Source organism: Pedobacter sp. (genome assembly GCF_040513095.1).
In the GTDB taxonomy this organism is placed as follows: Bacteria; Bacteroidota; Bacteroidia; order Sphingobacteriales; family Sphingobacteriaceae; genus Pedobacter.
Window position 1 is genome coordinate 25,560 of the sequence record NZ_JBEVDX010000136.1, and the last position, 26,438, is coordinate 51,997.

Below are 26,438 nucleotides of genomic sequence, written 5' to 3' on the forward strand. Positions count from 1 at the left end.
ATTTTAACTGTTTGTTACCTATTGAATCAGCTGCTTCCATTATTCGGGAGCGGCTGATTTTTTTTACAGCTTCAATCCCTCCACACCTGTTACGGTTTCATCCATAAAAAATTCTCCATCGTTCAGGGTGCTTTCTGTGCTGATCCTTCGCATAAGGATACTCTGTCCCGTTACTGCAGGATTATTGCCTTTGCCCAGAGGCCATTTTCCAAAAGTATCAGTAATATGAATTCCTGCCAGGCCTGCTGCTTTCAGACCAAAATCAGTACAGTTCTGCTTATTCAAATTGTAAGTCATTCCCTCAAATTTCTGGGTCAGGTCCAGTATTTTTATGAAATTTCGCCTGGAAATAAACTTACCCAGCACCTCGTCCCAGAGGTGTGCCGCATCGTCCTTGAAGGTTGCCGAAGTAGTAGGCGCGAAAGGCGTGGCGGAAAGCATCTGATCCTTATCAGGATAAAATCCAAAAGAGGCCGAAGCATATGTAGAATCAGCATTGTACTTGATTAGAGTGATGAAAGTATGTCCGGTATTTACCCCGACAAATATCTTCCTTTTGCCCGGTGCAGGCTGTTTAACATGAAATAGCAAGGCATAAGCTACAGCTTCTTTTCCATCATTGAAATTGTTTAAGATCTGCGGAAAACTGGTACGTTTGCTTTTTTTGATCTGCCGTTTTTTGCCCGACTCAGCTTTTAGAACAATAGCTTTGGAACTCACTACAGAATCGTCTTTACTGCTCAGCTCCAATGCAGCATAGTCTGATGAGGCCTTGTCATCTGTCTTCCCAAGCCCTGACTTCCTGGCGGACAAATAAAGACTGTCCATCCTGCGGTCATCAGACCCCGCAGCTTTGAAAAAACATTTCATTGCAAGTGGATATAACCTCAAGCGCGCGAAAACATTGGCCATATGATAATAGAACTTTTTGTTCGGCCTGCGTTCTTCATCAGGTATTCCAAGCGCTTTCAAATAATTCACAAGTCTGCTGTGTTCCCTGGAAATGTTAAGCGCTGCGGCAGAATCTGCAGAGATTTTCGATGCGGGGATTGCATTGTAAGCTAAGCGCGATCTGTCATGAGCATCAGGAGACAGCGCTGTAAGATAGCTGTTATGCGCAGTTATCTGGGCAAACGAATTACTGCTAAACAAAAAGATCAGGGTAAAAACTGCTGTTTTAAGTAACAGCACTACGCGGGAGGCCATGCGGTAATTTTAAAGTATTCGGGAAATCAGCTGATAGTTGAGGACAGATCGTCCTTATTTGATCCGGCAGTTCATATGAACTGTCTGTAATGCTCTATTGAGACCAGATTTACCGGCAACAACAATAACGCATCACCTTTGCTGTACAGCAGTTCGTCAGATAGTATCTGATCCCAAAAATGGGCTGGGTTCCTATGATTGCTGTAGTATTCATGTGATCCTACAAACATAGAAAATTAATATTAAATCTACTAAGGCAGTAGACTAAATTTTATCGTTCAGAACGCAGTTTATCGCGGTGCATGGCTCCCCAACTCGCCAGTGCATCGAGTACTTCGTCCAGGGTATCCGCGTATTCTGTGATATTGTACTCTACTACTACTGGTGTATCGGTATGAACAGTCCTTCTGACAAAGCCGTTCAACTCCAGTTCTTTCAGTTCATTGGATAACACCCGGGCAGAGATACCTTCTACCGCGCGCTGTATTTCGTTGAACCGGTGGTTGCCCTCGCGCATCGACATGATTAGACGCAGCTTCCATTTTCCCCCTATCACATACAGCGCATCTCCTATATTTCCCAATGCACCTGTGCAGGCTTCTTTATCTCTTACAACAGTACTTGCCATAACTAGTTGATTTACATATACTATACAAAAGGTTACTACTAACCTTTTGTATAGTACTAACAATTCATTACCAAATATATGTATTATTGCTTCAACAAAATGTTTCAAAGACAAAAAAATCATATGAAAAAGATACTTCACATCATCTCCAGCCCGAGAGGTGAATCCTCAGTAAGCATTAAACTTGGTAATGCAATTATAGACCAGATCAAAGAAACTTATCCAGGCAGTACAGTTATAGAAAGAAATCTGGTGACCCAGCATTTCCCCCATCTGGAGGAGTCGCATCTGCAATCTTTCTTTACGCCGAAGGAAAACCACAGTCCTGAAAACACCGCAGCGATCAAACATTCGAACGAAGCGCTGTCAGAAATTTTCGATGCTGATATCATTGTGATCGGTGCGCCGCTTTACAATTTCAGTATTCACTCTGCGCTAAAAGCCTGGATTGATCATATCGCAAGAGCCGGCATTACCTTCAAATATGATGAGAACGGACCAGAGGGACTGATCAAAAACAAAAAAGTATATATCGCAATGTCTTCTGGTGGCATTTACAGTGAAGGTCCAATGGAAGCTTTCGACTTCGTTGTGCCTTATCTGAAAGCGGTATTGGGATTCCTTGGCCTGACAGACATCAGTGTTGTGAGAGTTGAAGGAACGAATATGGCCGGCATGGCCGAAGAGGCAATGGAAAAAGGTTTAAACAGTATTGTGATCGACTAAGTAAAGCTCAGTCAAAAATTAGCTGGTGCAGGCTGTCGTTTGTTGAGTATCAAAATTTGATGCACAGCAGCGACAGCCTGTTTTATTATTAAACAACGCTGTGTGTCTGAATAATCGTGTCAGCGAAGCGCTCCATCTCTTCCAGCTGAGGACTGCATTGCAGCAAAAAGAAATTGACACCAACCTTCTCAAAAGCGCCAATCTGATCCTGCACCTGAGCGGGCGTTCCGACGAGGCCGCTTCTAAGGCCCCGGTTAGAAACCGAGTAATCATAAAGCGATACCTGCTGTTCCAGCTGCGTTCCCGATATCCATTGCTGGTAGTTCTTGTAACCTGAGCTTCCCTCCTGCACATTTGTAATCCTTTCCAGTTCTTTTTTCACTTCCGCTTCGCTGTTCCGGATGATACTGTAAGCAGCAACACCAAACTGCATTGGCGGTAATCCTTTTTTGTCCCTTCGCTCTGATAGATCATTGATCCTTCTGGCAATCAGCTCCGGTGAATCTCCATGCATCACATAACCATCACAGGTTGATGAAATCAGGTCTTTTGCGGCATCCGATTCCCCGCCGGCATAAATCGGCGGGCGTGGCGAAGAAATGGGCTTAGGCTGCAGGATATTGTCTTTCACTGTGTAATACTTGCCGTCGAAGCTGAAGTTGTCCTTTTTCCAGACGTTGTCCAACACTTCCAGCCACTCGGCCGAGCGCGCATAGCGGTCATCGTGTTGTTCAAAGTTCACTCCATACTTCTCTGCTTCGTCCTTCCACCAGGATGACACCAGGTTCAGCGATAGCCTTCCGCCACTGATGTGGTCAATATTTGCTGCCTGTTTTGCCAGCAAAGCCGGATTGTGAAATGTTGGTCTTACTGCCACCATGAGCTCCTGCCTGGTAGTTACGGCAGCCAACGCCGCAGCGGTAGACCAGGCATCAAGCGACGGCGCATGTTCTCCTTTGATGTCGTTCAGGTTCAGTTCTGCAATCAGCGCGAGATCAAAACCAATCTCTTCACTGCGGATAGCCAGCCGCTTTACATACTCCCAGCTGGGCTGCATATTTTCATCTTCCACGTTCCGGAGCCAGCCTCCGAAAACAGGTAACCAATAGCCGTATCTCATATCGAATAGCTTGTTTTAATGCCGTCAGCTTTTTCCAGTTCCTCTTCCAGGAAATCAACCAGCCTTTCATGTGGATTAAAGCCGATCACATTGACTGCATCGGCTACGAAGTTTGATAACGCATTTACGTCGTAATACAGGACTTCGCCATCCCTGTCGTCAATGATATATTCGATACCACCTACATCAATACCGCTTTCCTGCACGATTTTCTCAATGTTGGCAATGATTTCTGCCGAAGGCGTGAAAGCCTCAACCCTGAGTCCGTTTTTTGGGGCATCTGCCGCGCAGGCATTACGTACCAGTTCCTGACCGCCGGTAGTCTGGCAGATATCCGCAGGGCACAAATTGAAGCTGTCCCCATTGGTATATACCCTGATGGCATACAGATATTTTCCGCCCAGCGTTTCTACCCGGGTAATGTATCCGCCCCTGGCCGGAATAAATTCCTGCACCAATGCGGTGTGGTCAATCCCGAAATCAATGGTATTATTGGCTATCGATTCCCGCAGGCCATCTATGTCATCGAACTTTTCAATACCCGCGCCACTGCCGCCAATATTGGCCTTAATTACGATCGGGAAACGCAGTCCTTCAGCTGCCTTTTCAATCTGGGAGACATGGTTTACAACACATGATTTTGGATAACGGATACCTAGTTTTTCAAGTAATAGTAGTTGCAGGGCCTTCGATGTTTCGTAGGTAAATGCTTTGTAACCGTTGATCACGCGGATACCATGTTCTTCCAGGAATTTCAGGTAGTTCAGGGTGTAGAATGTTCCCTGTATACCCGCTCTCAGATAGGCAGATGGGCTCATCCTGTTAAAGAAAAGATCGAATGACGGTTTTGCACCATCGATAGCAAAATAATGTGCTGTAGGATTGGTAGTCTGGAAAGGTATTCCCCTTTTTTCCAGCTCCGCGAATAATGGTTTGAACCAGTCTGGCTGTTCGTAAGATATGGATATTGCGCTCATGTTTTTTTTTGATAAATAATTACTATACTAATTTAATATACTATAATTTAAAAGAGGAATAATATTCGAAATATTTCAGAGGCGTGAGGGCGGAATCGAACCGCCGTAAAAGGTTTTGCAGACCCCCGCCTGACCACTCAGCCACTCCGCCTGATCTAAATGCAGAGGGTAGCTACATGACCCCCTGCATAGATTATTTTGTAAATAGCAATTGATGAAAATAGATCCGCCAAATGCTTAGAAGTTTTATCTGTATCCAACATTTAAAAGATTCCCAAAAAATATCGCGTTCAGGAACAAACGACTGGTACCTAACCAGTATCCCCTGTATGTAGGATCGTCTGCAAAAAGAATCACTTCTCCGCTACCGCTTGCTGTTGCAATGATCGCTGCAGAATTCGCTACTTTGCCAATATTGTTTTTAGAGGAATAACCATTCACAAAAGGTTTTGCACCATACTGCGCTACTGTAGCGTACTTATTTGCACTTGGCAGCAATAAGGTGGGGCCATTTTTGTTGATGAACAGCTTCCGCGATGTTACGCCAAAAGCAATCGGATGGGTAATGTCCAGGTCGGCCAGGAAAATCGCCCCGTTGATCCTTTTCGAACCCTCGACATCTTCCTGTCTCGCATAATCAAGCCTTTCGGTTGCGGGTTTGCCAGACCTGCCTGCAGGGTCTGTGGCTTTCGCTTTATCAGCGGTTTTGGAACTGCTGGCTGCTGTTGCGGCTGAACTATTGGTGTCCGAACCGGAAGAACCTGCTCCTGAAGAACCTGATGGTGATGATGATGCCGGAGCTGATGTCGCTGCCGGAGTATCTCCTCTTCTGGAGAAATTATCCGTTTCTGAAAGCTTTTCCTGCACGATGCCCTGTTTCACAGCCCAGGCTGTTGCCGTCTGGAAGGTGATCAGCGTTCCTCCATCGCTTACCCAGTTTTTGATCTTTTCTACTGTGGCTTTATCCCAATCGGTGTAAATTCCTCCGGGAAGTACCAGCACATTATACCGGTTCAGCGGCGCCCTGGCGAAACTCTGTAAATCCAGTTTAGTAACGGGTAGGTTCAATTGCTGGTTCAGCAGGAACCAAACCTGACCGGCCTCAGAGGCAGTTACTCCCTGCCCAAATGCAAGGACTACTTCCGGCTTGCGCAGGCCTTTGATGTTGTTACTACCGAGGTCTATCCCTTCGGCACTGAAGCCGGTGGAAACAGGAACGATCTCCACGTTTGCCGAAACTGCAACACTTTTCAATGCTGCATAAAGTGAATCCGCTGAAATGGTTTGACCCGCCACCGGGATTACCAGTGATCCTGGGAGGAACGCTTTTTTAGAAGCACTACCCTTACCCGGGCTACTGTTCGGTGATCCCGCAGCAGACGGGCCAACATTGGAGACAAAAGACTTAAATGCAGTTTTCACAAAGACTTTCTTCAGTTGCAACTGATAAAGCGCTTTCGTAAAGTTATAATCCGAAGAATTGATCAGATAGGCATAGGCCGATTTGTCCCCGGTTAAACTCCCGGTTTCAGCAGGCACATTTTTTACAACCGCGCCTTTTGAGAAAGAACCGTTCAGTTTCGCATATTTCAATCCGTAGGCGTGAACGATGCTCCAGCCTGTATTATCGTAAAAGATGCTGTCTTTAAGCGCGTTCTCTTCGAAGATCGAATGAACGATCAGGAAGTTCGGCTGTGCCGAAGGCACGATATAAGATTTACCTTTTTCAAAAGTCTTTCCTTCCTGACTCAGCTTATCCTGAACCTCATAAACCTCTACGTGATGCTGCAACAGCAAACCAAGGAACTTCTGCGTCAGGTTGATATCGTTGCTGTCCCCAAATACAAATCCCTTTGCAGGATTCTTTTGGCCCTGCTGAAGCGCATATTTAAAAAAATCCTTTTGTACTTTGAACAGACCAGATTTTTCTTCCACGGCACCCCTGATTGTCGAGAAGCTGGTTGCGAGGTGGTTTCGGATTGTAAAGGCAAACGTTAAAGGACCGTTAGTGGATTCCTGCAAAATACCGCGTGAACTTGCCTGTTCAAATGTCGCTGCTACTGAACCAAAGAATTTTGGGTAAGTTGATCCATAAATCGGCGAAAGGTTGTCATAGTTCTCCTTAGTAAAATAGAGCGATCCGATGTCATCTAAGGCCTTCGCATGATACTTGGCGAGGATGACCTGGAAATCATACAAAAACTGCGGGATAATCGGGCTTTCGTGGCTTTTCGGCGTTGGTTCGAAATAGTAGGTGGCGTTTGCGCCCTGCTCATGAAAATCGATCTGCACATTCGGGTACCACTGGTGGAAGAACGCAAGGCGGTTACGGCTTTCCACCTGTACCAGATTTAGCCAGTCGCGGTTCAGGTCTGTGAAATAATGGTTAGTCCTGCCGTTTGGCCAGCCTTCCTGGTGTTCCTTATCCACCGGATCACCTACCGCAGGAAAAGAGTGATAAGCATTATGCCAGTTCGCTGCCCTGTCCCTGCCATCAGGATTCAGCGCGGGATCGATGAAGATGACCGACTCTGACAGCCATTTTTGGGTTTCTGCATCATTGCTTGCCGCCAGATAATAGCCTGTCAGTAAACTTGTTTCAGTGCTTGAGGTTTCGTTCCCGTGCACTCCATAACCCAAGTGGATAATGACTGGCGCAGCCGGGCTCAGTACCGGTTTCGCAGGATCAACCTGTGTTAAGTGTTCCTGTCTGATCTGTTCCAGTTTTGCGTAATTTGAGGGTGCCGTGATCGTTACAATAATCTGCTCACGCTGCTCATAGGTTTTGCCTATGTTTTGCACGTGTACACGGTCAGATACCTTTTCCAGCTGACGGAAATAGGCAGCCACCTGGTCTATCCTTGTGTAGTATGTTCCGATGGGATAACCCAGAAATTGTTCTGGCGTAGGAATTTTTGCATCCAGCGAAGTCGCTTTCGGAAAGAAATAGCCATTCTGCGCTGATGCCTGGCTAATCCAGATGAAGCTAAATGCAATGAGAATCTTTGTTATGCTGACGAATTTTTTCATTCTATTTTCAGTTATTATCTATTTACTCTTGATGTGATTGGAACAATTTAATATCCCGGGTTCTGCACTACGTCCGGATCTGATTGGATATCAGAATATGGGATCGGGAACAGCCAGTAGTTCCTGTTGGTTACACCCAGTACAGCACCTGCCCTTTCTGTTCTCACCAGATCAAACCAGCGGTGTGCCTCAAAGGCAAACTCAATTCCGTTTTCATCCTCTATCGCCTGTAAAAGTCCGGCCTGAGTAGTTGCCGTTGTTGCAGGCACATCAGCTCTTGCTCTTACCGCATTCAGATCAGCCGCCGCTTCAGACAGTTTGTTTTGCTGTGCCCTTGCCTCTGCGCGGATCAGGTATAATTCCGCAATGCGTATAAGGTAAGATGGATCAATAGCGGTAGCAGTAGAATTGTAAAGCACACCATATACAGTCGTTCCGGTGCCGGCAATCAGAGTATTTCTCGTTCCCCCAATTGCAGGATTGTTCAGCTTTGCTACCAGCGCATCCGAAGGTTTCAAGGTGTACTGACCCCCTGCCGAACTCGGATACCATAAGTTCCAGTACGTATTTCTGTCGTTTGCGGAATAAGCCAGTTCCAATACAGCTTCACTCGTTTGGAAAGGCGCAGTGAAAAACGATTTGTAAGGTTTAACCAGCGTGTATTTTGTATTGCTGATCACCTGAGTAGCATATGTCTCTGCATCTGCCCATTGTTTTCTGTACAGGTGCAACCTTGCGCGCAATGCTCTTGCCGCACTTTTCTGTGCACGGTTTCTTACTGTGGCATCTTCTGGCAGGAGTTGCTCAGCCTGCACCAGATCTGCCAGCACCTGATCATAAGTCTGATCAAGTGTACTGCGCTTGATACCTTTCAATACACTCAGATCACTTGTTGGCTTCAGCTGAAGCTGTACTCCTCCCCATCCTCTTCCAAGGTCAAAGTACGAGAGTGCACGGATGAAATACGCTTCACCCAGGATCTTGTTTCGCTCTGCGGTGGTCAGCAAAGGATCATTCAGCCCCGGCACAGCAGCGAGCACGCTATTCGCAGAATTGATAGTTCTATAGATGTTCTGATAAGCTGCAACCGTGATCACGTTATCAGTAGGGATCGCATTCTGATCGAGCTGCAGGTATTCACTCAGCGTTCCGTTAAAGATCACATTATCTGTAGTGATTGTTCCCAGTGTAGGGTAATTCGAAGCATAATAGCCTTGTACCCGGTCGTAAGCACCGGTTATCGCTGCCCTTGCGGTACTCGCGTCAATGATAGCGCTTTCAGTTGGAAGTGAATTATCCGGCACTTCGTCAAGGTATTTCTTGCAGGAGGCCGAGACCAGGATAAAGGCTATCAGCACTGCGTTTCGGATATATGTTGTGTTCATATGTTTAGTTGTTATTTTTTAAAATGTTACGTTTGCGCCGATCTGGATTGTCTTTGGCTGTGGCACTGTTGCCCAGTCGTACCCCACTGTGTTCTGGTTGTTCGACTGCGAACTTACTTCGGGGTCAAGACCTCCGTATTTGGTGAAGGTCAGCAGGTTGGTTCCCTGCACATAAATTCTTAGTTTACTCACACCAATCCTGCTCAGTACATCTTTTGGAAGCGCATAGCCCAGGGTCAGCGCTTTCAATCTGATGAATGATCCGTCTTCCAGGTAACGCGAAGAAAGACTTGCTACATTACCCCCGTAGTTATTTGCTGCACCACCGTTTTGGGTTGGGTTGCCGCTATAAGTTGTCAAACGCGGGATATCTGTAACATCACCCGGGTTCTGCCATCTTTCCAGCTGACGCGGCAGGAAGCCAATATTAGCCTGCGTTCCGCCATGTACCATAAAGAAGTCGTTCATGTTCATGATTTTGTTTCCCTGCTGGAAGTAGAAGAAAAAGCTGAAGTCAAAACCTTTGTACGTGAAGTTATTTGTCAGTCCGCCTGTGTATTTCGGCAGTGCATTCCCTACTATCTGGCGGTCGGCAGAAGTGATAATTCCATCTTTGTTTACATCGTCATAAACTGCGTTTCCAGTCTGTTGATCTACGTACAATTGTTTGTATAACTGGAATGAGTTTACTGCATATCCCTGTCTTAAGATCGAGATATTTCTTCCCGAAGCACCTAAACTTATATCAGAGGCCAGCTTCTCAATCTTGTTCTTATTGAAGGAGATATTGAAGTTTGTTGTCCACTGAAATGCGTCGGTTTCGATATTCGTAGAGTTGATACCGAGTTCGTAACCTTTGTTCCTCACTGCACCATAATTCTGGAGGTACGAAGCGAAACCAGAGCGGTAAGGAACTGGCACATTCAACAGCAGGTCATAGGTGTATTTGTTGTAATAATCGGCTGTAATACTCAGGCGGTTCTTCAGGATACTGAAGTCTGAACCCACGTTAAACTGACGGGTAGTCTCCCATGTAAGGTCCGGATTGATCAGCTGTGTTGGAGCTGTACCCGGCTGTTCCAGGTAATTCGCGCCGGATGACCACAAGCCCTGAGCGGCATAAGCGCCGATTCCGTTCTGGTTACCCGAAAGCCCTAAACTTGCACGGACTTTCAGTTCATTAAAGACATTCAGGTTCTTGATGAAATCCTCCTGGCTCAGTCGCCATGCTACCCCTCCCGATGGGAAGTAACCCCAGCGTTTGTTGGTACCAAATTTCGAAGAGCCATCCGCACGGATACTTCCGTCAATCGTATATTTTCCGTCATACGTATAACTCGCTTTACTGAAGAAAGACAGCAGTTTTGTTTCGTTTCTTGACGCAGTCCCTGACCGGGTAGCTGCAACCGAAACAGATTTCAGGCTGTTTGCTGCGAAGCCCGTTCCCGAGGCCGTAGTACTTTGGTTGAGCACTGTATTGATTGTGTTTCCCATGAGTGCATTGATGTTGTGTTTTTTATTTGCACCTAAGGTTTTCACAAAACTCAGCACTTGTTCATTGGTTAACACCTGGTACTTAGTTTCAGATGAGGATGCAGCACCATTGGTTGCGATCCCTGCACTGATTAAGGTATTGGAATAGCTGTTATCGTATTCGCTTGTGTTATCTATGCTCCAGCTGCTGCGCAGTTTTAATCCTGGGATAATGTTGTACTCTCCGAAGATGTTTCCTATCGTCCTCCAGCCGGTCGACTTGTTATCAAGGTTTTCTATCAGTGCCAGGTGGTTATCGAAACTTCCGTAACGGGCATAAGTACCATCTGCATTATAGATCGGCAGATAAGAGCGTGGAAACAGTGCCGAGTTGATTACCCCTGTCGGGTTGTTATCACTGCCGCTCAGTTTTCTATCAGAACGGGTAAAATTGATACTTGTTCCTATCTTTAGTTTATCCGTCAGATAGTTATCATAGTTTAACCTTCCTGAGTATCTTGTATAATTTGAAGGTTTTACTATTGATTCCTGATCCAGATAACCTAAACTGATGTAGTACGTGCTTTTATCTGTACCGCCCTGTGTAGAGAGTTCGTAATTTTTGGTTCTTGCTGTACGGAACAGTCCGCTGATGCGGTCATACGTGGGCTGACTTGCCGGATCCGGGAATGGCAAAACTACTGTTGAGGGATTCTGTCCATTGTCTCTGGCCGTGTTGATCCTTGATTCATTGGTCAGGAGCGCAACTTCAGGTCCGGAGGCTACTTTGAATTTATCCACTGCGGTAGACCATCCCTGGAATGTACTCAGGCTGATGTTTGCTTTGGTATTGCGTGTACCGCGTTTTGTTGTTACGATGATTACCCCGTTTGCGCCCAGCGATCCATAGATGGCCGTTGCGTTGGCATCTTTCAGGATCTGGATATCTTCTATGTCCGCCGGGTTCAGATCTGCCAGCGGATTGGATATCGCCTGCTGGCCGAGCGCTGCTGCAGAAGTTGGAATGGGATCACTGTTGTTCACAAACACCCCGTCAATGATGTACAGGGGATCTACTGAAGCGTTGATCGAGTTGTTACCCCTTACGCGGAAGGTAATCCCTCCTCCCGGAACTCCGGAATTTGAGGTTACCTGCACCCCAGTAGTTTTTCCCTGCAGCAACTGGTTGAAGCCTCCAGAGGGCTGATTTTGCACTGCCGTCCCGCTGATACTGCTGATGGAACCAGCGATATACTTTCTTTCCTGCGTGCTGTAACCGGTTACGACTACGTCGTTTAGCTGGTTCTGGGTTTCCTGCAATCTGATAGTTACCGGACTTCCGCTTACTGTAAGCTCTTTTTGATCGTATCCGATAAAGCTGACTATCAATGTATAGGGGAAACTCTGACCGGTTACGAAGCTGAACTTACCTTCTGAGTCGGTTGACACTGTGTGGGTTGTGCCTTTAATCCTGACTACCGCTCCGGGCAATGGCTGATTATTGGTCTGATCCTGCACGGTACCGTTCAGGGTTGATTTGATTGTGGGTTTCACTTGTGCGATGGTTGTGGCAGACCATAAAGCGCACAAAAACAGGAGAAACCCCTTTTTGTAAAGTTGATTCATTTTTTTGTTGTTTAGGAAATTTTGAGCAAAGCAGTTCCATCAGCCTCTTTTCAGGCTGTCAGGAAATGTTAGAGTTGGTATTGAATTTTACAATCCAGAACGGATTATCGAGGAATTTAACAGCCCATGCTATTACACATGAGGCAAGATACTGGCAGCATCAGGTTACTTGAGCGTAGCTCGTTGTTTACATTTTGGGAAAGATTTCCATGATTCTCTGTAGATGTCCTGAAGAGTAAAGCGTGTTTCATGATTGTAACAAATATAATGTCTACTGATTTAGTAGTACTAATTTAAGACATTGCTTTTATATCTGCAATTTTAATTTTAGTCTTTTTATTTGATAGCCGGGCATATACAGAATATAATTTTTAAAGGCAGGCAATAATTATCGTATACGGTATGCCTTAAGATGGTGAGGGTTATATTTTATTCTGATATTTCTTATAAAAAAATATTGTGCAAAGGTTAGCGATTCCATATCAATCGCGGTTTGACCCGAGCTTTTACCTCTTTCGCGCGTAGTTCGCAGGGGGTTTGCTTTGGGTAACTCCACAGAAGCAGCACTTTAATAAAGCTTTAACTCCCTTGAAAACCCTAGAGTTTTTAGCGGTGTCATAAAACAGTTATTGTACAGCTTCTGTGGAGTTACCCAAGGCAAAGTACGGGCAGACCCCGGACAAGCCCCCTGCAATATGGCCGCAGAATGCTGCTGAAACAGCTTTTTCGAAGTATTTTCAATGTCCCGCCCCTGATGATTGATATTTATTTATCCTTCATCGCTTATGCACTGTTCGTACACTGCTTTGGATTGCCAGTATATTATGCCCATTTTCTTAGCATGATGAGAGGGGGTTGGGAGCACTTTTTTTGCTACCAAGATGCCGCCAACATGGTTCCAATACGCCTTCAATACGCCTCCAACAAGCCGTCAATACAAAGCAATATACGAACGATACACGAACAACATTAGATCGCCTCAAATGCTGGCGCAAAAAAAAGTCCATGCCATCAGATGACATGGACTGTTAATATACGATTTGAAAGTATTACAGATTCATTTTACTATTTACGTTACCTAATTTCAATTTGACGGGCAATCGATTTTGCCTCTTCTTTTTTCTGTACTGCGATCTTTAAGATTCCGTCAGTATACTCTGCATCGATGTTAGAATCATCTGCGGATTCTGGCAAAGCAAAGGATCTTACAAACGAAGAGTAACTGAATTCTCTTTTATTGTATTGTTTACTTTCCTGATTGCTCTCTGATTTTTGCTCAACAGAGATTGTCAGTAAATTCTTATCCAGCTGAATTTTAAAGTTTTCTTTGTTTAATCCTGGCGCTGCCAGCTCAATGGAATAGGCATTTTCATTCTCGCTGATGTTTACAGCTGGTACACGTGCTATCATGCGGTCAGAAAATGGGGACTCGCTCAGAAACGATTCAAACAGATCGTTAAACATTGGTGCCAATGTGTGGCCGTTTTTTGGATTGTTAAATTTAATCAGTGACATATTAAATCCTCCTTTTAAGTTGAATTATAAATTAATGATAACCTTTCAAATCTGGTTAAGTGTGTACAATGAAAATGCCAAAGTGATTACTATACAGAACCCATATAAAAGATGAAATTTTTTCAGTTAGAAAATGAAATATTGACAGAATTAACTGCCTTTACTACAGACAAGCACAGCTTAAAGCCGGCAATCCAGGCATAATAAGATCTTAAATTAGAGTTAAACATAACTAATCAATCCCCGTGATATCAAGCTTGAAGTGCAAATACTTTTCAATCAGGTGATGTGGCTACGTCACAAACCTGGTTGCGTATACACACATGGTTTAGGAATGATCAAACAAAGTATTTGGTGTCACCTGTCCAATTCAGCCTATGCTATTTTTTCTATTTTTAAATCAAATAGGGGGAAGCTGAAAACCCTGGTAAGAGTAGGCAAACACCTCAAGTTTTAGAATTTTTTAGTAAAAAAACAAAATTGTTATGGGGGATAAATCAAGATACAAACATTGGTATGTCTATCTCTATGGCCATCCATTTAATCCGGAAAATTATCAACTGGTGCATACGAAACCATGGTGTTCAAATGGCCGAAACTTATGTGCAATATATGCTGACGGTTACGAAGACCAACCATTTGAATTCTCGAATAAGCTCAAAACGCAAATTGCGAATGCACTGGCACTAGGAACGTCACAACCTTCGGACGCCAATTCACCCGTGGTGCTGTTAAAAAATTAATCTTAGCTATTGAGTTAAATACTAACCGGTGACAATCAGGCCTCCGGTTGTATTTTTATTTTACCGGTGATAAGATAGCTGTATATCCCCCACCGGCAGCCATATCCAGGGAAAGTATATCACCTGATTTCAGATCTATATTTTGCAACTGGTAGTCTGCAGCATGCTTTTCCACATTGATTCCATCTTTTAATATCTCTGCTTTGTACTTTTTGCCGTCAAGGAATGTTAAGGGGATCTGAAAATTTCTCCCCTCCCAGTTGGTGATTCCGCCGATATACCAGTTATTACCATTTTTCCTGGCCATCACTGCATACGCACCAATCTTTCCCTCAAGCGCGATTGTCTTGTCCCACACCGTTGGAATCCTGGATATATAATGCGTATAAACTGGCTCCCTTTTGTAATTGGATGGATTATCACATAACATTTGGAGCGGACTATCATAGACTACGTACATAGCAGTTTGGTGTGCCCTGGTACCCCTGCTCATTGGTGAATTAAAATTGATATGGAATTCATTCTTATTGCTATTGAGCATTGCCCCGGGTGTATAGTCCATTGGTCCCGCAACCATTCTTGTAAAAGGCAGTGTTGTGTTATGGACCGGAGAAATAGATTCTTCCCACTTGTTATTCTCCATTCCACGCACCCCCTCATAGTTGATCAGGTTAGGGTATTCTCTGTTCAATCCAACCGGTTTGTACGCTCCGTGCATATCCAACAGTAATTTCCTTTCAGCAGTAGCTTTTGCAGCACGTTCATAAAAGTTAACCATGTATTGATCGGCACGTGCCATAAAATCAACTTTAACACCCTTTACACCCCAGCTCACATATTGATCGAGAATAGCCTCCATATTCTGGTCCAGCGGCTTCCACAATGCCCATAAAATAACACCAACATTTTTGCGCATTGCGTAATCAATCAGGTTTTTGAGGTCTAATGCAGGGTTAGGCGCCATGAGATCAGTAGTAGTGCGGGACCAGCCTTCATCCAGAATAATATATTCCAATCCATATTCAGAAGCAAAATCGACGTAGTATTTATAAGTTTCCGTGTTAATGCCCGACTTAAAATTAACACCATAAATATTGTTGTCGTTCCACCAATCCCAGGCTACTTTACCAGGCTTAATCCACGTGGTATTTTTTAGGACATTTGGTTTAGCCAGTTTGTAAACAAGTTCATTCTCAAGCAAACCTTTGTCATCAGGACTTATAATTACTGTTCGCCAGGGAAATGACCTGTTACCGTTTGTTTTAGCGTGATACGCTGCCTTGTGGATGATTACTTCTGCACGGTCCGAATTCTCCTTTGCTTTCGACTCAAGTATAACTTTAGGAAATGCTCCATTTAAACTATTTCTACCAGTGCCGTAAAGAAATAGATTTGGATAATCGTGCAAATCGGATTCAGTGATGACCATCTTTGTACCTGCAGCGGTTGAAATATATAAAGGGAGGTATCCGTAAGTTTCAGCAGAAATATCCGAAATCTTCATGTGCTTGAAATCAGCCTCATAGTGTGATTGTAATTCTGGATTGTTTTCTTTAGGAAGGTAAATATCACAAGATTCATTGAAATTGAAGGCGACTTCTTCTCCCTTAACCTCTATTTCATCCCTTCCTAATTCCGTGACAAAACGGTAGGCAACCCCATCGTCATATGCCCTGAATTCAATGGAATAACCACCTTTCATCAGGAATCTTAATTCGTTGTAAATATTCGGAATTAACCTATTGCGAACAGGCACGATGGCAGTAATCATTTCACCTACAGAACTAACCACAGTTTTCGATACTACTGGCGCGCTGCCTAATGTAACTCCTTTATTCAGCGTAAGGCTCATCGGGCTTGGTTTGATCAGCACTTCACGATCCCTAAGGACAGACCAGTAAAGTTTTTTATCAACTGTAACTTTTACCGTGATTTTTTTATCGGGTGATTGTAGTGTATATTCCTTTGCAAAGCCGGCTGTTTGTAAGGATACAAAGAGCAACAAGAAAGTGATGATTTTCATCGGATATGATTTATAAGATGTGGGTTTTAATATTGAACCAGAGCAAGCAATCTATTCAATGACTAACCAGGTATTTCCATTGGCAGGGATTTTTACTGTTAATGTTGCTTTGCCATTAGGATCGAGCGTGTATCTTTTGGCTTTGCCATCCATCTCGCGGATAAATGCATTTTTCTTCAAGCCGGAATAATACAGCGGTAATACAATCTTTCTGGTGATCATCTCACTGGTTGGGTTATATAACATCGCCAATCCTTTTTCCTTCCCTGCAGGATGTACGTGCAAGATACCATCCCAGTCTCTCCCATCTGCTCGTCGAAGGTGCACAATTTCAGAATTTAAAACGGTCCGGTATTTTTTGTACCAGCTGATCACGTCTTTCACCGTACGCTTCGTTTCGTCTGTATCGTATAATCTTGGGCCCCGATAACATGCTTGTATCCCAGCACCATAATATTGCATCATTAATTGCCTGTAGGCATGCAAGTGCTCCGATAAGGGTTCAAGTGTTGCCGCTGCCCCACCACCATGATATTCGGTTAATGGCACAAAACCCCAGCTCATAGAGGGCGTTTTTTCCCAGGTTCCATCATATATATTTTGACGGTTGAGTATGATTTGTTGCTCGCGGGGTAAAGAGAAATTTACTTCGCGGTATCCTAAAGCGATCTTATTGGTTCCATCCATAAAATACCAGTCGGGCGCATTAACGTACACACCTTTTTCGTTGCACCAGCGATAAAATTCCTTTTGCAATTCCATTTGCGACCATTGTGAATCATCCAGGCCCTTGTGCCCCGGATGTTTTACGGAGGCACATACATCCCCCGGATATGGGCCATCATATTCTAATATATCAAGACCAGTCCTGGTGATGACTTCCTTTAGTGATTTTATATAATTAAGTCCCCACTTGCTACCTAAACAGGGTGCCTTTGCAAAGGCAGCATGCACGTCTGCTTTGCCTGTCTTCGGATCAATCACATCTTCTTCGTCGTTAATTCTTCTGCTTGAGAATAATGTATACCCACCTAATAAGATGCCCTTGCTATGTGCGTAATCAACCAACTCTTTAATAGCCCTGATGTTTTTCTCAGCGGTATCTTCGAGATTGATACCACTTCCAAAACTGAGAATAATACCTTCGTACCCTGTTTCCACACACTGATCTACAGCTACTTTTACTTTGTCAGGTTTATTGGATATCAGGTGCATAAAGATTGGGTTTTCTGTAATCCAGGGCGCAATTGTCCGGTACATTAAACGCTGCGCCATGCCATTTCGCTCCCTGTCATAACTATCCAATAACAATTCATTGGTCCTGATAGAGTTGAAAGTCTTACCCGGGGACAGTTGTACCCCGGGGCCTACCGGGGGATAAACCTCCAGCAAACACGGGGTATTTAATTCATAACTAACTTGTGAAGTATATGTTGAATCTGCCTTCCAATGTGTTGTCTGATCAGACAACCTTGCATTCATCGAATCATTAAAAGCATAATTGCTTTCCACATAAATACCATGAGGAGTTCTCATTTGTGCCGTTGAACCCGCCACTGAAGATTCCTCTTCATGGACAGCCAATATTTCATTTGAGACTTTATTCAATTTAATTTGCCTGTTACTATTATTCAGAATGCTGATCCATTTACATAAAGCTGGAATTCCGTCGTAAAGTTCATAGTGGACCTCAACTTTAACATTTTTCAATTCAGGAACCTGAGAAGAGAAAATGAAGGTAACCATCTTACCAGCAGGCTGCACTTGGCGTACAGCCTGACTGGTATGAGATGGTCTCCATTTTACATAGGGTATAATAGTTGTTGTAATATAAGATTCAAATTGAAAATCAGAGAGGTCACCCTTGAAGTTATCAATCCACTCCCGCTTGAGATATGCTTTCTCTTTCTGACCATATAAGCCTCCAACGTTATAGTTTTTGCCGTCTATAGATATTTTTGCTTCGGGCCCAACTGCTCTTAACAGCTGCTCCCCGGTGGTTAAATTGCTGAAGTCGATACATGCAAGATTTGGCTGTACGCGGAATGAGCGTTTTACTAATCCATTATTGATTATAATATCCTTGCTATCGCTGCTTCTATACACTTCTGCCCGGCTGGTATTTTTGATGATCATCCAATCCTGTTTAGAAGTCAGTTCAGCAGTTTCATCCCAAACTGGGAGGTTAGCAATCCGTACCTGTGCAAAACTGGATGTCCAGAAGAACAGCATGATAATAATAAGGAATTTTCTCATTTTATATATTTGGCTCAGCGAATATATACAGATAATCCTTGTGAAAAAATATAGGTAAGCATCTAAATTACAGACCTCTAGTGTTAAATAGTTTTAGCAACAGCTGTTTGAATGATATTTATTTACAATCTTTTCTGGTACTTATCCGCGGAGGCGCGTTGCCCAGATCGGAGAATCCTGACCATCCTTTAAGAAGTCCAAAAAGTATGTTTCATCAGGAATGATGTTTGCCCCATAAGTCTTACGAATGATGCTGAAAATACTTTGATCATGTCTGTGATCTACAAAAGCATCATTTTGCGTTAAAATCACCTCATCAGTAAAGAGAGAAAAATCATCCATTAGGGTGTCATACCATTTATTGACTAACATCAAAGCATGTTTACATTTCCTCAAAATTATAATTGTAGCCATTAATTGACTTGATCTGCGAATTACATCCGGAGAACTAAAATACTCAAACACCTCCTGTTTTGTGTATTGAAATTCCGGGAATGGCAGTTCAAAATCCAGTGTACCTGTTTCGGCCGCTGTCACCATTGACACATATTGATCGAATCTTTCCTTCGCTTTGCCATTGATCATACAACCAGCATCCACGTAGAACAGCAGGTCACCTTCCGCAATCTCATCAATCACCCGTTTTATGAAGTAAGGTTTCCAAACCCAGTAACCTCCTCCTCTGCCGCCCTTCACAAAGCGAAAGATGTGTTGTCCGAACTCCGGGTCGATATCCTCTGCCGAGAAAATTTTGATCTCGTCAAAAAAACCTGATGCCAGTGCTGTTTCCTTTAAAAATTCTTTCTGCATGGCGTAGTTTGAATCGCCATAACTGATTAAATGTTTTTTCATGTTATGAATAATTTTCCTGATTTTCCTTATCCAGCCTCCACCATAAGAAGTTGTCAGCTTCGGCAAAGGGCATGAAATTGTTTTTATTTAATACTCGGTGTGTTGCTACATTATCCCTGTCCGTTTGCGCTATGATAATGTTCACTCCGGGATGACGAAATGCCCAGGCTGATATCGAAGCTAGGGCTTCTGTCATATATCCCTGGTTCATGTAGCCCGGATAGGTACTATAACCAACTTCTACGACGCCTTTTTCACTGGGGCCGGCATTAAACCCAATGTCTCCTACTGCGATATTTTGCTCCCTATGAATAATTATCCATATCGTAGCAAACAGGATCTGATCCGGGTGCTGATTAATGTAGGGAATCAGATAAGTTTCTATGGTGTTTTTAAAGTCTTCATTCAGCTCCCTTGCTCTTGGGGAAAGTCTTAATTCTAACTCCAGAGAGTCGTCAAGAGCAGCATATTTCAAAAGCTGATTATAAGTTAGTGGACAGAGGTATAATCTGGAAGTTTCCAGCCTGATTTTATCAAAAGAGGTCATAATTTTAATTAAGCACGATTTCTTTGAGTTTTTTATACAGATTATATTCCTTGAAATAGATCATTTTGTTCACCGTTGAATATGGTGCAGGTATGGCTATAATTGATTTGATATCTTCAATAACGGTTGGGCTATCCAGATCCAATTGTCTGAAATAGCTTCTGTCATATATATCAGCAGCATTTGGTGCGCCATGATAAATTGGGATAGTATTGCAGAGCACACAATCCACAAATTTTTCTGTCAGGTAGTTTTTCTCTTCTGAATTTTCAATAGCGATCGAATACTCATATGGCAGAAGGCCGGTGAATTTATAATCTATGTAACCCTTATATCTCGGATCATTAATGGCCAGTTTCCGTCCATAGATATCTATATCCAAATCGGATTCCAGTATCTTTTTGAGCAGGGCGGTACGTTTTTGATAAATCCCAAGGGGTACATTTAAATAAGACACGATTATAGAGAGCTTCCTTACTTTCTGAGTACTGCTGGCATAATGAAAAAAGGTTTTGTCCACCCTGTCATCGTAAAACATGTAGGATGGTGATTCAATCACTGTGCCGCCTAATTTAAACCCAAGTTTCTGTTCAAATAGCTTAGCGTCATGCACAATAAGATAGTCACTACCTTTCAGGAACTTCGTGTATTGATGTGCAGGACTCCAGGAGGGTTCCTGAATTACCGTTATAATTTTGGCGGAAGGCATAATAAGATCACTTGTCTGATTGAATACAACCGCGAAATCATAATCTTCGGCAATAGTGAATGATATTTCATTATCCCAAACATTGTAATTTGCAAGGAATCTTTTTAATAAGCCCTCAGGCCTGTCATAGTTGGAGAAAAACTTGATCTTCATTGATGCGAATTTGCTTATTCCTAAGATAAGCATTGACACATCCATTTTATAGTAAGCACCTGATTATGGGACAGTTGTCCTCCAAATAAAAAGGCCGGGTAACCCGGCCTTAGCTACAATAAACTGACAATATTCGCACCAATACTATCAGCATTATCTTTGATTATCAATTCTAAAAAGTACTTGTTTGGAATGCCCGGATTCCTTGCTGACCTGGGGGTCAAGTAAATGATATACTGGTGATAGATGCTTTTCAGTACCTTCAACCAGCCAGTCCATATCAGAGATTCTTTTGAATTCAGGGATTGCTTTAAAAGATTGCTCCTGCTTATCTTTATTATTGTATCCAAGTACAAGCGGGCCGTAATTTATTGTATAGAAATCTGGTAAATTATATTCGTCATTAATCATTTTTACAGGACTTAAATCCTGTAAAAATGATAGTTCGATACGGTCGCCCTTGATCATTTTTCTCCGAAAAACTATAAATCCATCTTTGATTAGCACAGGGATTTCAACGTCATTTATTTTGAGTTTATGGTTGTTTGTCCAGGAAGGTGCAATTAATTTTATCAGAACTGAAAACTTTAGTGAAGACTTGAGAATACTAAAATTAACAACTCCCCTGAAGGGATATGCTGATGTCTGCTGAATGGTAACAATTCCATCCTTTAATTTCAAATCAGCCTTGCTGTTACAGTAAAACGGAACAGCCAATTGATCAGTGCCAGTAAAATAATTGTACTTCACGGCACTTGCCAACCCCTCTGCCCCACGCATAGTGCAACACCATGAAGCCTCATCAATATCCACCCGCAGCGAATTGAAATTTGGTCTGGTGCAATTACTTAAGCCGAAGCCCCCATTTGCCCGCTGGGTATTTGCAATGGCGTTAAAGTAGATATGGTGGGCATCTTCCAGATAAAGCGGTTCTGCAGTTATTTGCCATAACTGCACAGCAAGCATGTAAGAATCTACGATCGCACATGGTTCGGTCCATTCCGGTCGTCCGAACCAATTGAAGTTTTCGAAGTTGGCCGTCATTGCATGTGAACGGTACAGCCCATAGCGCTTGCGCACTTCATCCAGAAGTCTGGAACTCTTCGTCATGGTGTAGTATCGTAACAACGCCCTTAGCCCCGTTAAACTTGCATGCGTCTGTGCATTCATAGCTTTGAGATCCATTTCGAGGAAGCGGGAAATCATCTCATCGATTAAACTTTTCAATTCTTCAGACGGCACAATTTCGTAGGCCTGAACCACACCATCCATAAATATAAAGTTGCATCCAATATCGGAAGACAACTTCCAATGACCTACAGTAGCTTGAGTTGTGCCAGATGCTGCTCCTACTGTTTTATTCCTTATAGTGGGATCAATAGGGTAAATGCGGTGCTGACCTTTTGTTGGTAGGGCTAGATTCCTGATCACTTTTGCTATGTATCCCTTTATTTTTGGGTCTTTTTTCCATTTGTAATATTCACATAATCCCCTTAAAAACCAGCCATTACCAGAGAGCTGCTGCTCATTGATTGTATCTTTTTGCACTGGTCCAAAATATCCATCCTTATTTACCTTTTCTGGCAGAAGGCGAATAATTTCTGAAAGATACTTTGGTTCTCTATGCGTGGCCTGTGCTTGCAATACCAGCCCCAAAATAATCCTTCCTTCAATATCCCCTGGCCATTGAACCGGAACATTTAGATTTAATACAGGAAAAACCTTAGCTGGTGTATAAATGCTGCTTTCCAGACGATCATAATTTTTCAGCGCGCGGGTTGCAAGTTCCCCAGAAACTTGTATATCAGTAAAGGATATTGATTTTAGACCTGATACCGGTGATTGTGCCTGGCCAGATAACTTTAAGAAAAGGAAAAAGAAACAGACTGGTACCGTTTTGTATATCATATTTAATTTGAAAGAGCCTTGCTTCAGGCTCTTTCATAAAGTATTGATTTTAGGACCAATGTCCTATTCTCATCGTTACTTTTTGCATACAATTAATTATAAAGATCAGACATTGTACAGCATAAAATTATTATGCAACATATGAGGGGTATATACTTTATAATTTACTTTATGCTTATGCAGTAAATACGGGAACCATAATTGATCCTGGGTATGGTAGAGAATACAATGAAGAAACCAGTCTGTCATCAGGTTACTTTCTCTGTTTTCAACCAAACGCTTAGAATACATAAATAAGCCGCAATAGAACAGTTTATCATCAATAAAGGATGGATCAGCCAGGTATTTATTCAGCTGCTCTTCCATAATTTCGCCCTCATAGCGACTCAGCAGATAGGTATCACCCACTCTCATTTTGTCACTCATAAAATCCATTTCCTCTTTCGACGATGATCTTTCCGGATGTCTGAAAAAACAAATATCTGCACTTTCGTCTCCTGCATATTCAAGCATGTGATCTATAAAGCCATCAAGCAATGTAAATTTAGAATCTACCCAGATATAATAGTCATAACCGGGGTGTTCATACCACTCCATCATTTTAGGAATTTTGCCCTTAGTTCTGGGATGTAAGCTGTTGACTCTGGATTTGGTGTTGGTATTGTTGTAATAGATCTGATCAATAATATAGTCGTCATGCATGATTGGCGATCTTACAGTCAGTTCCTTTTTATCATTTCCGAATGACGCTGTTATGAGTCTTATTTTTTTCATGTTATTTTTTTATTTGGTTATTCTCTAAGATAAGCATCAGGTGCGCAGTGAGCTCTTTTGCTGGCGCTTATGAGACATTTGACCCTGTTTATGGAAATCAATCCTTTATAAATTGCTGCAAAAAAAAATATGGGCCTACCACTAGTTTCATGCATTATGCCAACTGCGAACAGGGAGAAATTTATTCCGTTTGCCATCGCTTACTTTACAGAGCAGAATTATCCCAATAAAGAACTGGTAATTGTCGACGACGGGAAAGTTCCCATACGACATTTACTACCTGACAATCCTCAGATCAGGTATTTTTATACTGAACCGATAGGTACCATTGGCCTAAAGCGGAACTATGCAATTGAAAAAGCCAGAGGCAGTATTATTATTCATTGGGATGATGATGATTGGCATGCATTTGACTGGATCAGCCAGGAAGTAAATTTTCTCTTTACAACTGGAGCAGATATCACCGGGATCAGACATGCGCATCACTTCTCACCGATCATGGGGTCATTCTGGTATGGTGATGCAGATAACCGCAATGATCCAAATAAAAAAAATTGGCTACATGGTGCAACTCTGGCTTACTACAAAAGTTATTGGGAGAAACATCCATTTAAGGATCTTCAAAAAGGGGAAGATGAAGAATTTGTGCAACACGAGGATGCAAAGGTTTATGCCCACGAATATATTGATGGATTTATTGCTATCCTTCATCCTGACAACACTACGGTGAAGCCATTTGAAAATTTACGATTGAAGAAAAACAGATAAACAGTATTTACTATGAAAATATGATCTCCTTTAGTTTATCATATAAATTCAGCTTATTAAAATATATGTCCCGGTTTACGATTGTGCCGGGTGCGGGAATGCTTATGATCTTCCTGATATCCTCAATAATACTGTGACTATTGAGATCTATTGTTTTAAAATATCTTTCATCATAGACTTCAGCAATATTGGGTGCGCCGTTGTAAATTGGGACTGTATTACACAACAGGCAGTCTGCAAACTTCTCAGTGATGTAGTTTTTTTCATTACAATTTTCAATGGCAATAGAATATTCATAAGGGATCAAGCCCATATATTTGTAGTCTAAAGCTCCTTTATATCTCTCATCTCTTAAGTCAAGTCCCCTGCCGTAAATATCAATATTCAGGTCTGACTCTATTATTTTATCCACCAGCGCCAATCTTTTCCTATAATTAGCTTTCGCTGAGCCCAGGGAAGAGACAATCATTGACAGTTTTTTTTCCTTCTGTATATTTTCCACCCCGGTGAATGCTGATTTTGCGACCCGGTCGTAATAAAACATATAGGATGGTGATTCGATTACTTTACCACCCAGTTTGATCCCATGCACTCTTTCAAACAAATCCGGATCATGGATAATCAGTACATCGCTGCCAGTTAAAAAGGTTTTGATCTGGTGGACTTCATTCCAGGAGGGCTCCTGAATAATGGTGATGATCTTTGCTGACTCTTTAATCAGTTCTACAGCGCGATTAAAAACAACTGCATAGTCATAATCATTGTCAAGGGTAAAGCTCAGCTGATCATCTGATATCGTATACTTTGCTTTAAAATTTACCAGAAGATCTTCGGATGTGGTATAGTCGGAAAAAAATTTAATCTTCATCTACGTGAGTTTTGGTTAGAAACTAAGATAAAGAATCATCTGTTGCCTTAAGATTACGCGGGCATTTTTGGGACAATGGTCCCATAAAACAAAAAACCCCGGATGGATTATCTCCAGCCGGGGCCTGATTTATAATGCGGTAATTATACTAGTTGAACATTAACTGCATTCAGACCTTTACGGCCATCTTCTACATCGTAAGTAACTTTATCGTTTTCACGGATGTTAGCCATTAGGCCTGTTGAATGAACAAAGATTTCACTATCACCATTAGCTGGTACAATAAATCCGAAACCTTTAGTTTCATTAAAAAATTTTACTACTCCTTCTTGCATTGTATTATAATATTATATTGAGCTGCAAACATACAGATAATATTTTGACTTTGCTTATAATTTTAGAATTATATTTTAAATCATAATTCCTTCCACACAAGGGCGTCAGTGCGGTAGTTCCATTTCTTCTCATAATAAAAGAATTCAAGATCTGTTATGTGCTCATCATCGTTCTCGATCCGGTTGTTAAAAGTTGCACCATCGAGATGATCAACAATCGACGACGACACCAATGCATGACGGAGGCGCAATACAGACAGCATATTTGCATAGTCATTATCAGCACACCAGAATTTATAATTCTCATCCAGCCTACCGATGATACGTAATGCGTCACGCTTTAAAAAAACACACCAGCCAGCCAGTTCATAGCTGCTTCGGTAACCAGTATATAAGCCACTATTTAGTTGATACCCCATTCTAGGATGATGTTTAGAACATGCAGGTGAAGCACTGGATAGATCTGCATTCTGGTTAAATGCCTTTAGAATCTCGGTTGCCCATCTGGGATGAAAAATCAGATCGTTGTTGCACAGGCAAACAAATTTTGACTCAGTCAACTCGATGCCTATATTCAGATACTTGTTGTAAGAAAATCTATCTTCAGGATAGATAGTCGTAGAGTTTTCATATTGGAAAGGCATCAGATCTTTTTGTGACTCAATTACGAGGACATTGAATTTAATCTGATGGGGACTTTCAGAGACGATTAAAGAATTGATACAGTTTTCTGTAATACTTTTTAATTCTTCGTTTTGCCCACAGCTTAATATGATGATATCTATTTCTGTTATACCTTCCATGGTTATATTTGTT

Annotated in this window: 20 protein-coding genes and 1 tRNA gene; 2 read left to right on the plus strand and 19 right to left on the minus strand. The window is 42.5% G+C overall.

Annotated features, from left to right (window positions below):
• Positions 1-63: 63 nt before the first annotated feature.
• Together ABWY16_RS15500 and ABWY16_RS15505 are read right to left on the minus strand one after the other, a co-directional pair.
• Positions 64-1,206 carry a hypothetical protein gene (locus tag ABWY16_RS15500; protein WP_353905559.1) on the minus strand — a complete coding sequence of 381 codons (1,143 nt, stop codon included), beginning with the start codon at positions 1,204-1,206 and terminating at the stop codon, positions 64-66.
• Between the two features lie 271 nt (positions 1,207-1,477).
• A complete protein-coding gene (locus ABWY16_RS15505) occupies positions 1,478-1,834 on the minus strand; it encodes a winged helix-turn-helix transcriptional regulator (RefSeq protein WP_353905560.1) in 357 nt (118 codons plus the stop codon).
• Between the two features lie 123 nt (positions 1,835-1,957).
• Between ABWY16_RS15505 and ABWY16_RS15510 the strand changes: the two genes are divergently transcribed.
• Positions 1,958-2,560 (plus strand): FMN-dependent NADH-azoreductase, encoded by a 603-nt coding sequence (locus ABWY16_RS15510; protein WP_353905561.1) that lies wholly within the window; start codon positions 1,958-1,960, stop codon positions 2,558-2,560.
• A gap of 88 nt (positions 2,561-2,648) precedes the next feature.
• On the opposite strand, the gene ABWY16_RS15515 is transcribed toward ABWY16_RS15510, so the two are convergent.
• From ABWY16_RS15515 to ABWY16_RS15580, 14 genes are all read right to left on the minus strand, one after another.
• Complete coding sequence (locus ABWY16_RS15515; RefSeq protein ID WP_353905562.1) at positions 2,649-3,680, minus strand: LLM class flavin-dependent oxidoreductase; 1,032 nt, start codon at positions 3,678-3,680, stop codon at positions 2,649-2,651.
• On the minus strand, positions 3,677-4,657 hold the full coding sequence (locus ABWY16_RS15520; RefSeq protein ID WP_353905563.1) for an ATP-grasp domain-containing protein: 981 nt from the start codon (positions 4,655-4,657) through the stop codon (positions 3,677-3,679). The genes ABWY16_RS15515 and ABWY16_RS15520 overlap by 4 nt, the downstream gene beginning before the upstream one ends.
• 79 nt (positions 4,658-4,736) lie before the next feature.
• Positions 4,737-4,808 (minus strand) — tRNA-Cys (locus ABWY16_RS15525).
• A gap of 95 nt (positions 4,809-4,903) precedes the next feature.
• Positions 4,904-7,687 carry a M14 family zinc carboxypeptidase gene (locus ABWY16_RS15530; protein WP_353905564.1) on the minus strand — a complete coding sequence of 928 codons (2,784 nt, stop codon included), beginning with the start codon at positions 7,685-7,687 and terminating at the stop codon, positions 4,904-4,906.
• 47 nt (positions 7,688-7,734) lie between these two features.
• Positions 7,735-9,072, minus strand: coding sequence for a RagB/SusD family nutrient uptake outer membrane protein (locus ABWY16_RS15535; RefSeq protein WP_353905565.1), 1,338 nt, complete (start codon positions 9,070-9,072; stop codon positions 7,735-7,737).
• Between the two features lie 18 nt (positions 9,073-9,090).
• Positions 9,091-12,171, minus strand: a complete 3,081-nt coding sequence (locus tag ABWY16_RS15540; RefSeq protein WP_353905566.1) for a SusC/RagA family TonB-linked outer membrane protein — start codon at positions 12,169-12,171, stop codon at positions 9,091-9,093.
• Between the two features lie 1,074 nt (positions 12,172-13,245).
• Positions 13,246-13,686 carry an Hsp20/alpha crystallin family protein gene (locus ABWY16_RS15545; RefSeq protein ID WP_353905567.1) on the minus strand — a complete coding sequence of 147 codons (441 nt, stop codon included), beginning with the start codon at positions 13,684-13,686 and terminating at the stop codon, positions 13,246-13,248.
• A gap of 798 nt (positions 13,687-14,484) precedes the next feature.
• Complete coding sequence (locus ABWY16_RS15550) at positions 14,485-16,452, minus strand: glycoside hydrolase family 97 protein (protein WP_353905568.1); 1,968 nt, start codon at positions 16,450-16,452, stop codon at positions 14,485-14,487.
• A 51-nt stretch (positions 16,453-16,503) separates the two neighbouring features.
• Positions 16,504-18,708 (minus strand): alpha-galactosidase, encoded by a 2,205-nt coding sequence (locus ABWY16_RS15555; RefSeq protein WP_353905569.1) that lies wholly within the window; start codon positions 18,706-18,708, stop codon positions 16,504-16,506.
• 141 nt (positions 18,709-18,849) lie between these two features.
• The gene (locus ABWY16_RS15560; RefSeq protein ID WP_353905570.1) at positions 18,850-19,560 is read right to left on the minus strand and encodes a hypothetical protein; all 711 of its coding nucleotides are present in this window, start codon (positions 19,558-19,560) and stop codon (positions 18,850-18,852) included.
• Between the two features lies 1 nt (position 19,561).
• A complete protein-coding gene (locus tag ABWY16_RS15565) occupies positions 19,562-20,107 on the minus strand; it encodes a GNAT family N-acetyltransferase (RefSeq protein ID WP_353905571.1) in 546 nt (181 codons plus the stop codon).
• A gap of 4 nt (positions 20,108-20,111) precedes the next feature.
• Positions 20,112-20,969 carry a glycosyltransferase family 10 domain-containing protein gene (locus ABWY16_RS15570; RefSeq protein ID WP_353905572.1) on the minus strand — a complete coding sequence of 286 codons (858 nt, stop codon included), beginning with the start codon at positions 20,967-20,969 and terminating at the stop codon, positions 20,112-20,114.
• A gap of 153 nt (positions 20,970-21,122) precedes the next feature.
• Positions 21,123-22,877 (minus strand): glycoside hydrolase family 127 protein, encoded by a 1,755-nt coding sequence (locus tag ABWY16_RS15575; RefSeq protein WP_353905573.1) that lies wholly within the window; start codon positions 22,875-22,877, stop codon positions 21,123-21,125.
• A gap of 105 nt (positions 22,878-22,982) precedes the next feature.
• Positions 22,983-23,651 (minus strand): glycosyltransferase domain-containing protein, encoded by a 669-nt coding sequence (locus ABWY16_RS15580; protein WP_353905574.1) that lies wholly within the window; start codon positions 23,649-23,651, stop codon positions 22,983-22,985.
• A 129-nt stretch (positions 23,652-23,780) separates the two neighbouring features.
• Here ABWY16_RS15580 and ABWY16_RS15585 point away from each other — a divergent pair, with 129 nt between their 5' ends.
• On the plus strand, positions 23,781-24,419 hold the full coding sequence (locus ABWY16_RS15585; RefSeq protein WP_353905575.1) for a glycosyltransferase family 2 protein: 639 nt from the start codon (positions 23,781-23,783) through the stop codon (positions 24,417-24,419).
• Positions 24,420-24,429: 10 nt separating this feature from the next.
• Here ABWY16_RS15585 and ABWY16_RS15590 read toward each other — a convergent pair whose 3' ends face one another.
• From ABWY16_RS15590 to ABWY16_RS15600, 3 genes are all read right to left on the minus strand, one after another.
• Complete coding sequence (locus tag ABWY16_RS15590; protein ID WP_353905576.1) at positions 24,430-25,287, minus strand: glycosyltransferase family 10 domain-containing protein; 858 nt, start codon at positions 25,285-25,287, stop codon at positions 24,430-24,432.
• Positions 25,288-25,430: 143 nt separating this feature from the next.
• The gene (locus tag ABWY16_RS15595; RefSeq protein WP_353905577.1) at positions 25,431-25,622 is read right to left on the minus strand and encodes a cold-shock protein; all 192 of its coding nucleotides are present in this window, start codon (positions 25,620-25,622) and stop codon (positions 25,431-25,433) included.
• 80 nt (positions 25,623-25,702) lie between these two features.
• Positions 25,703-26,425, minus strand: coding sequence for a glycosyltransferase family 2 protein (locus ABWY16_RS15600; RefSeq protein ID WP_353905578.1), 723 nt, complete (start codon positions 26,423-26,425; stop codon positions 25,703-25,705).
• Positions 26,426-26,438: the final 13 nt, after the last annotated feature.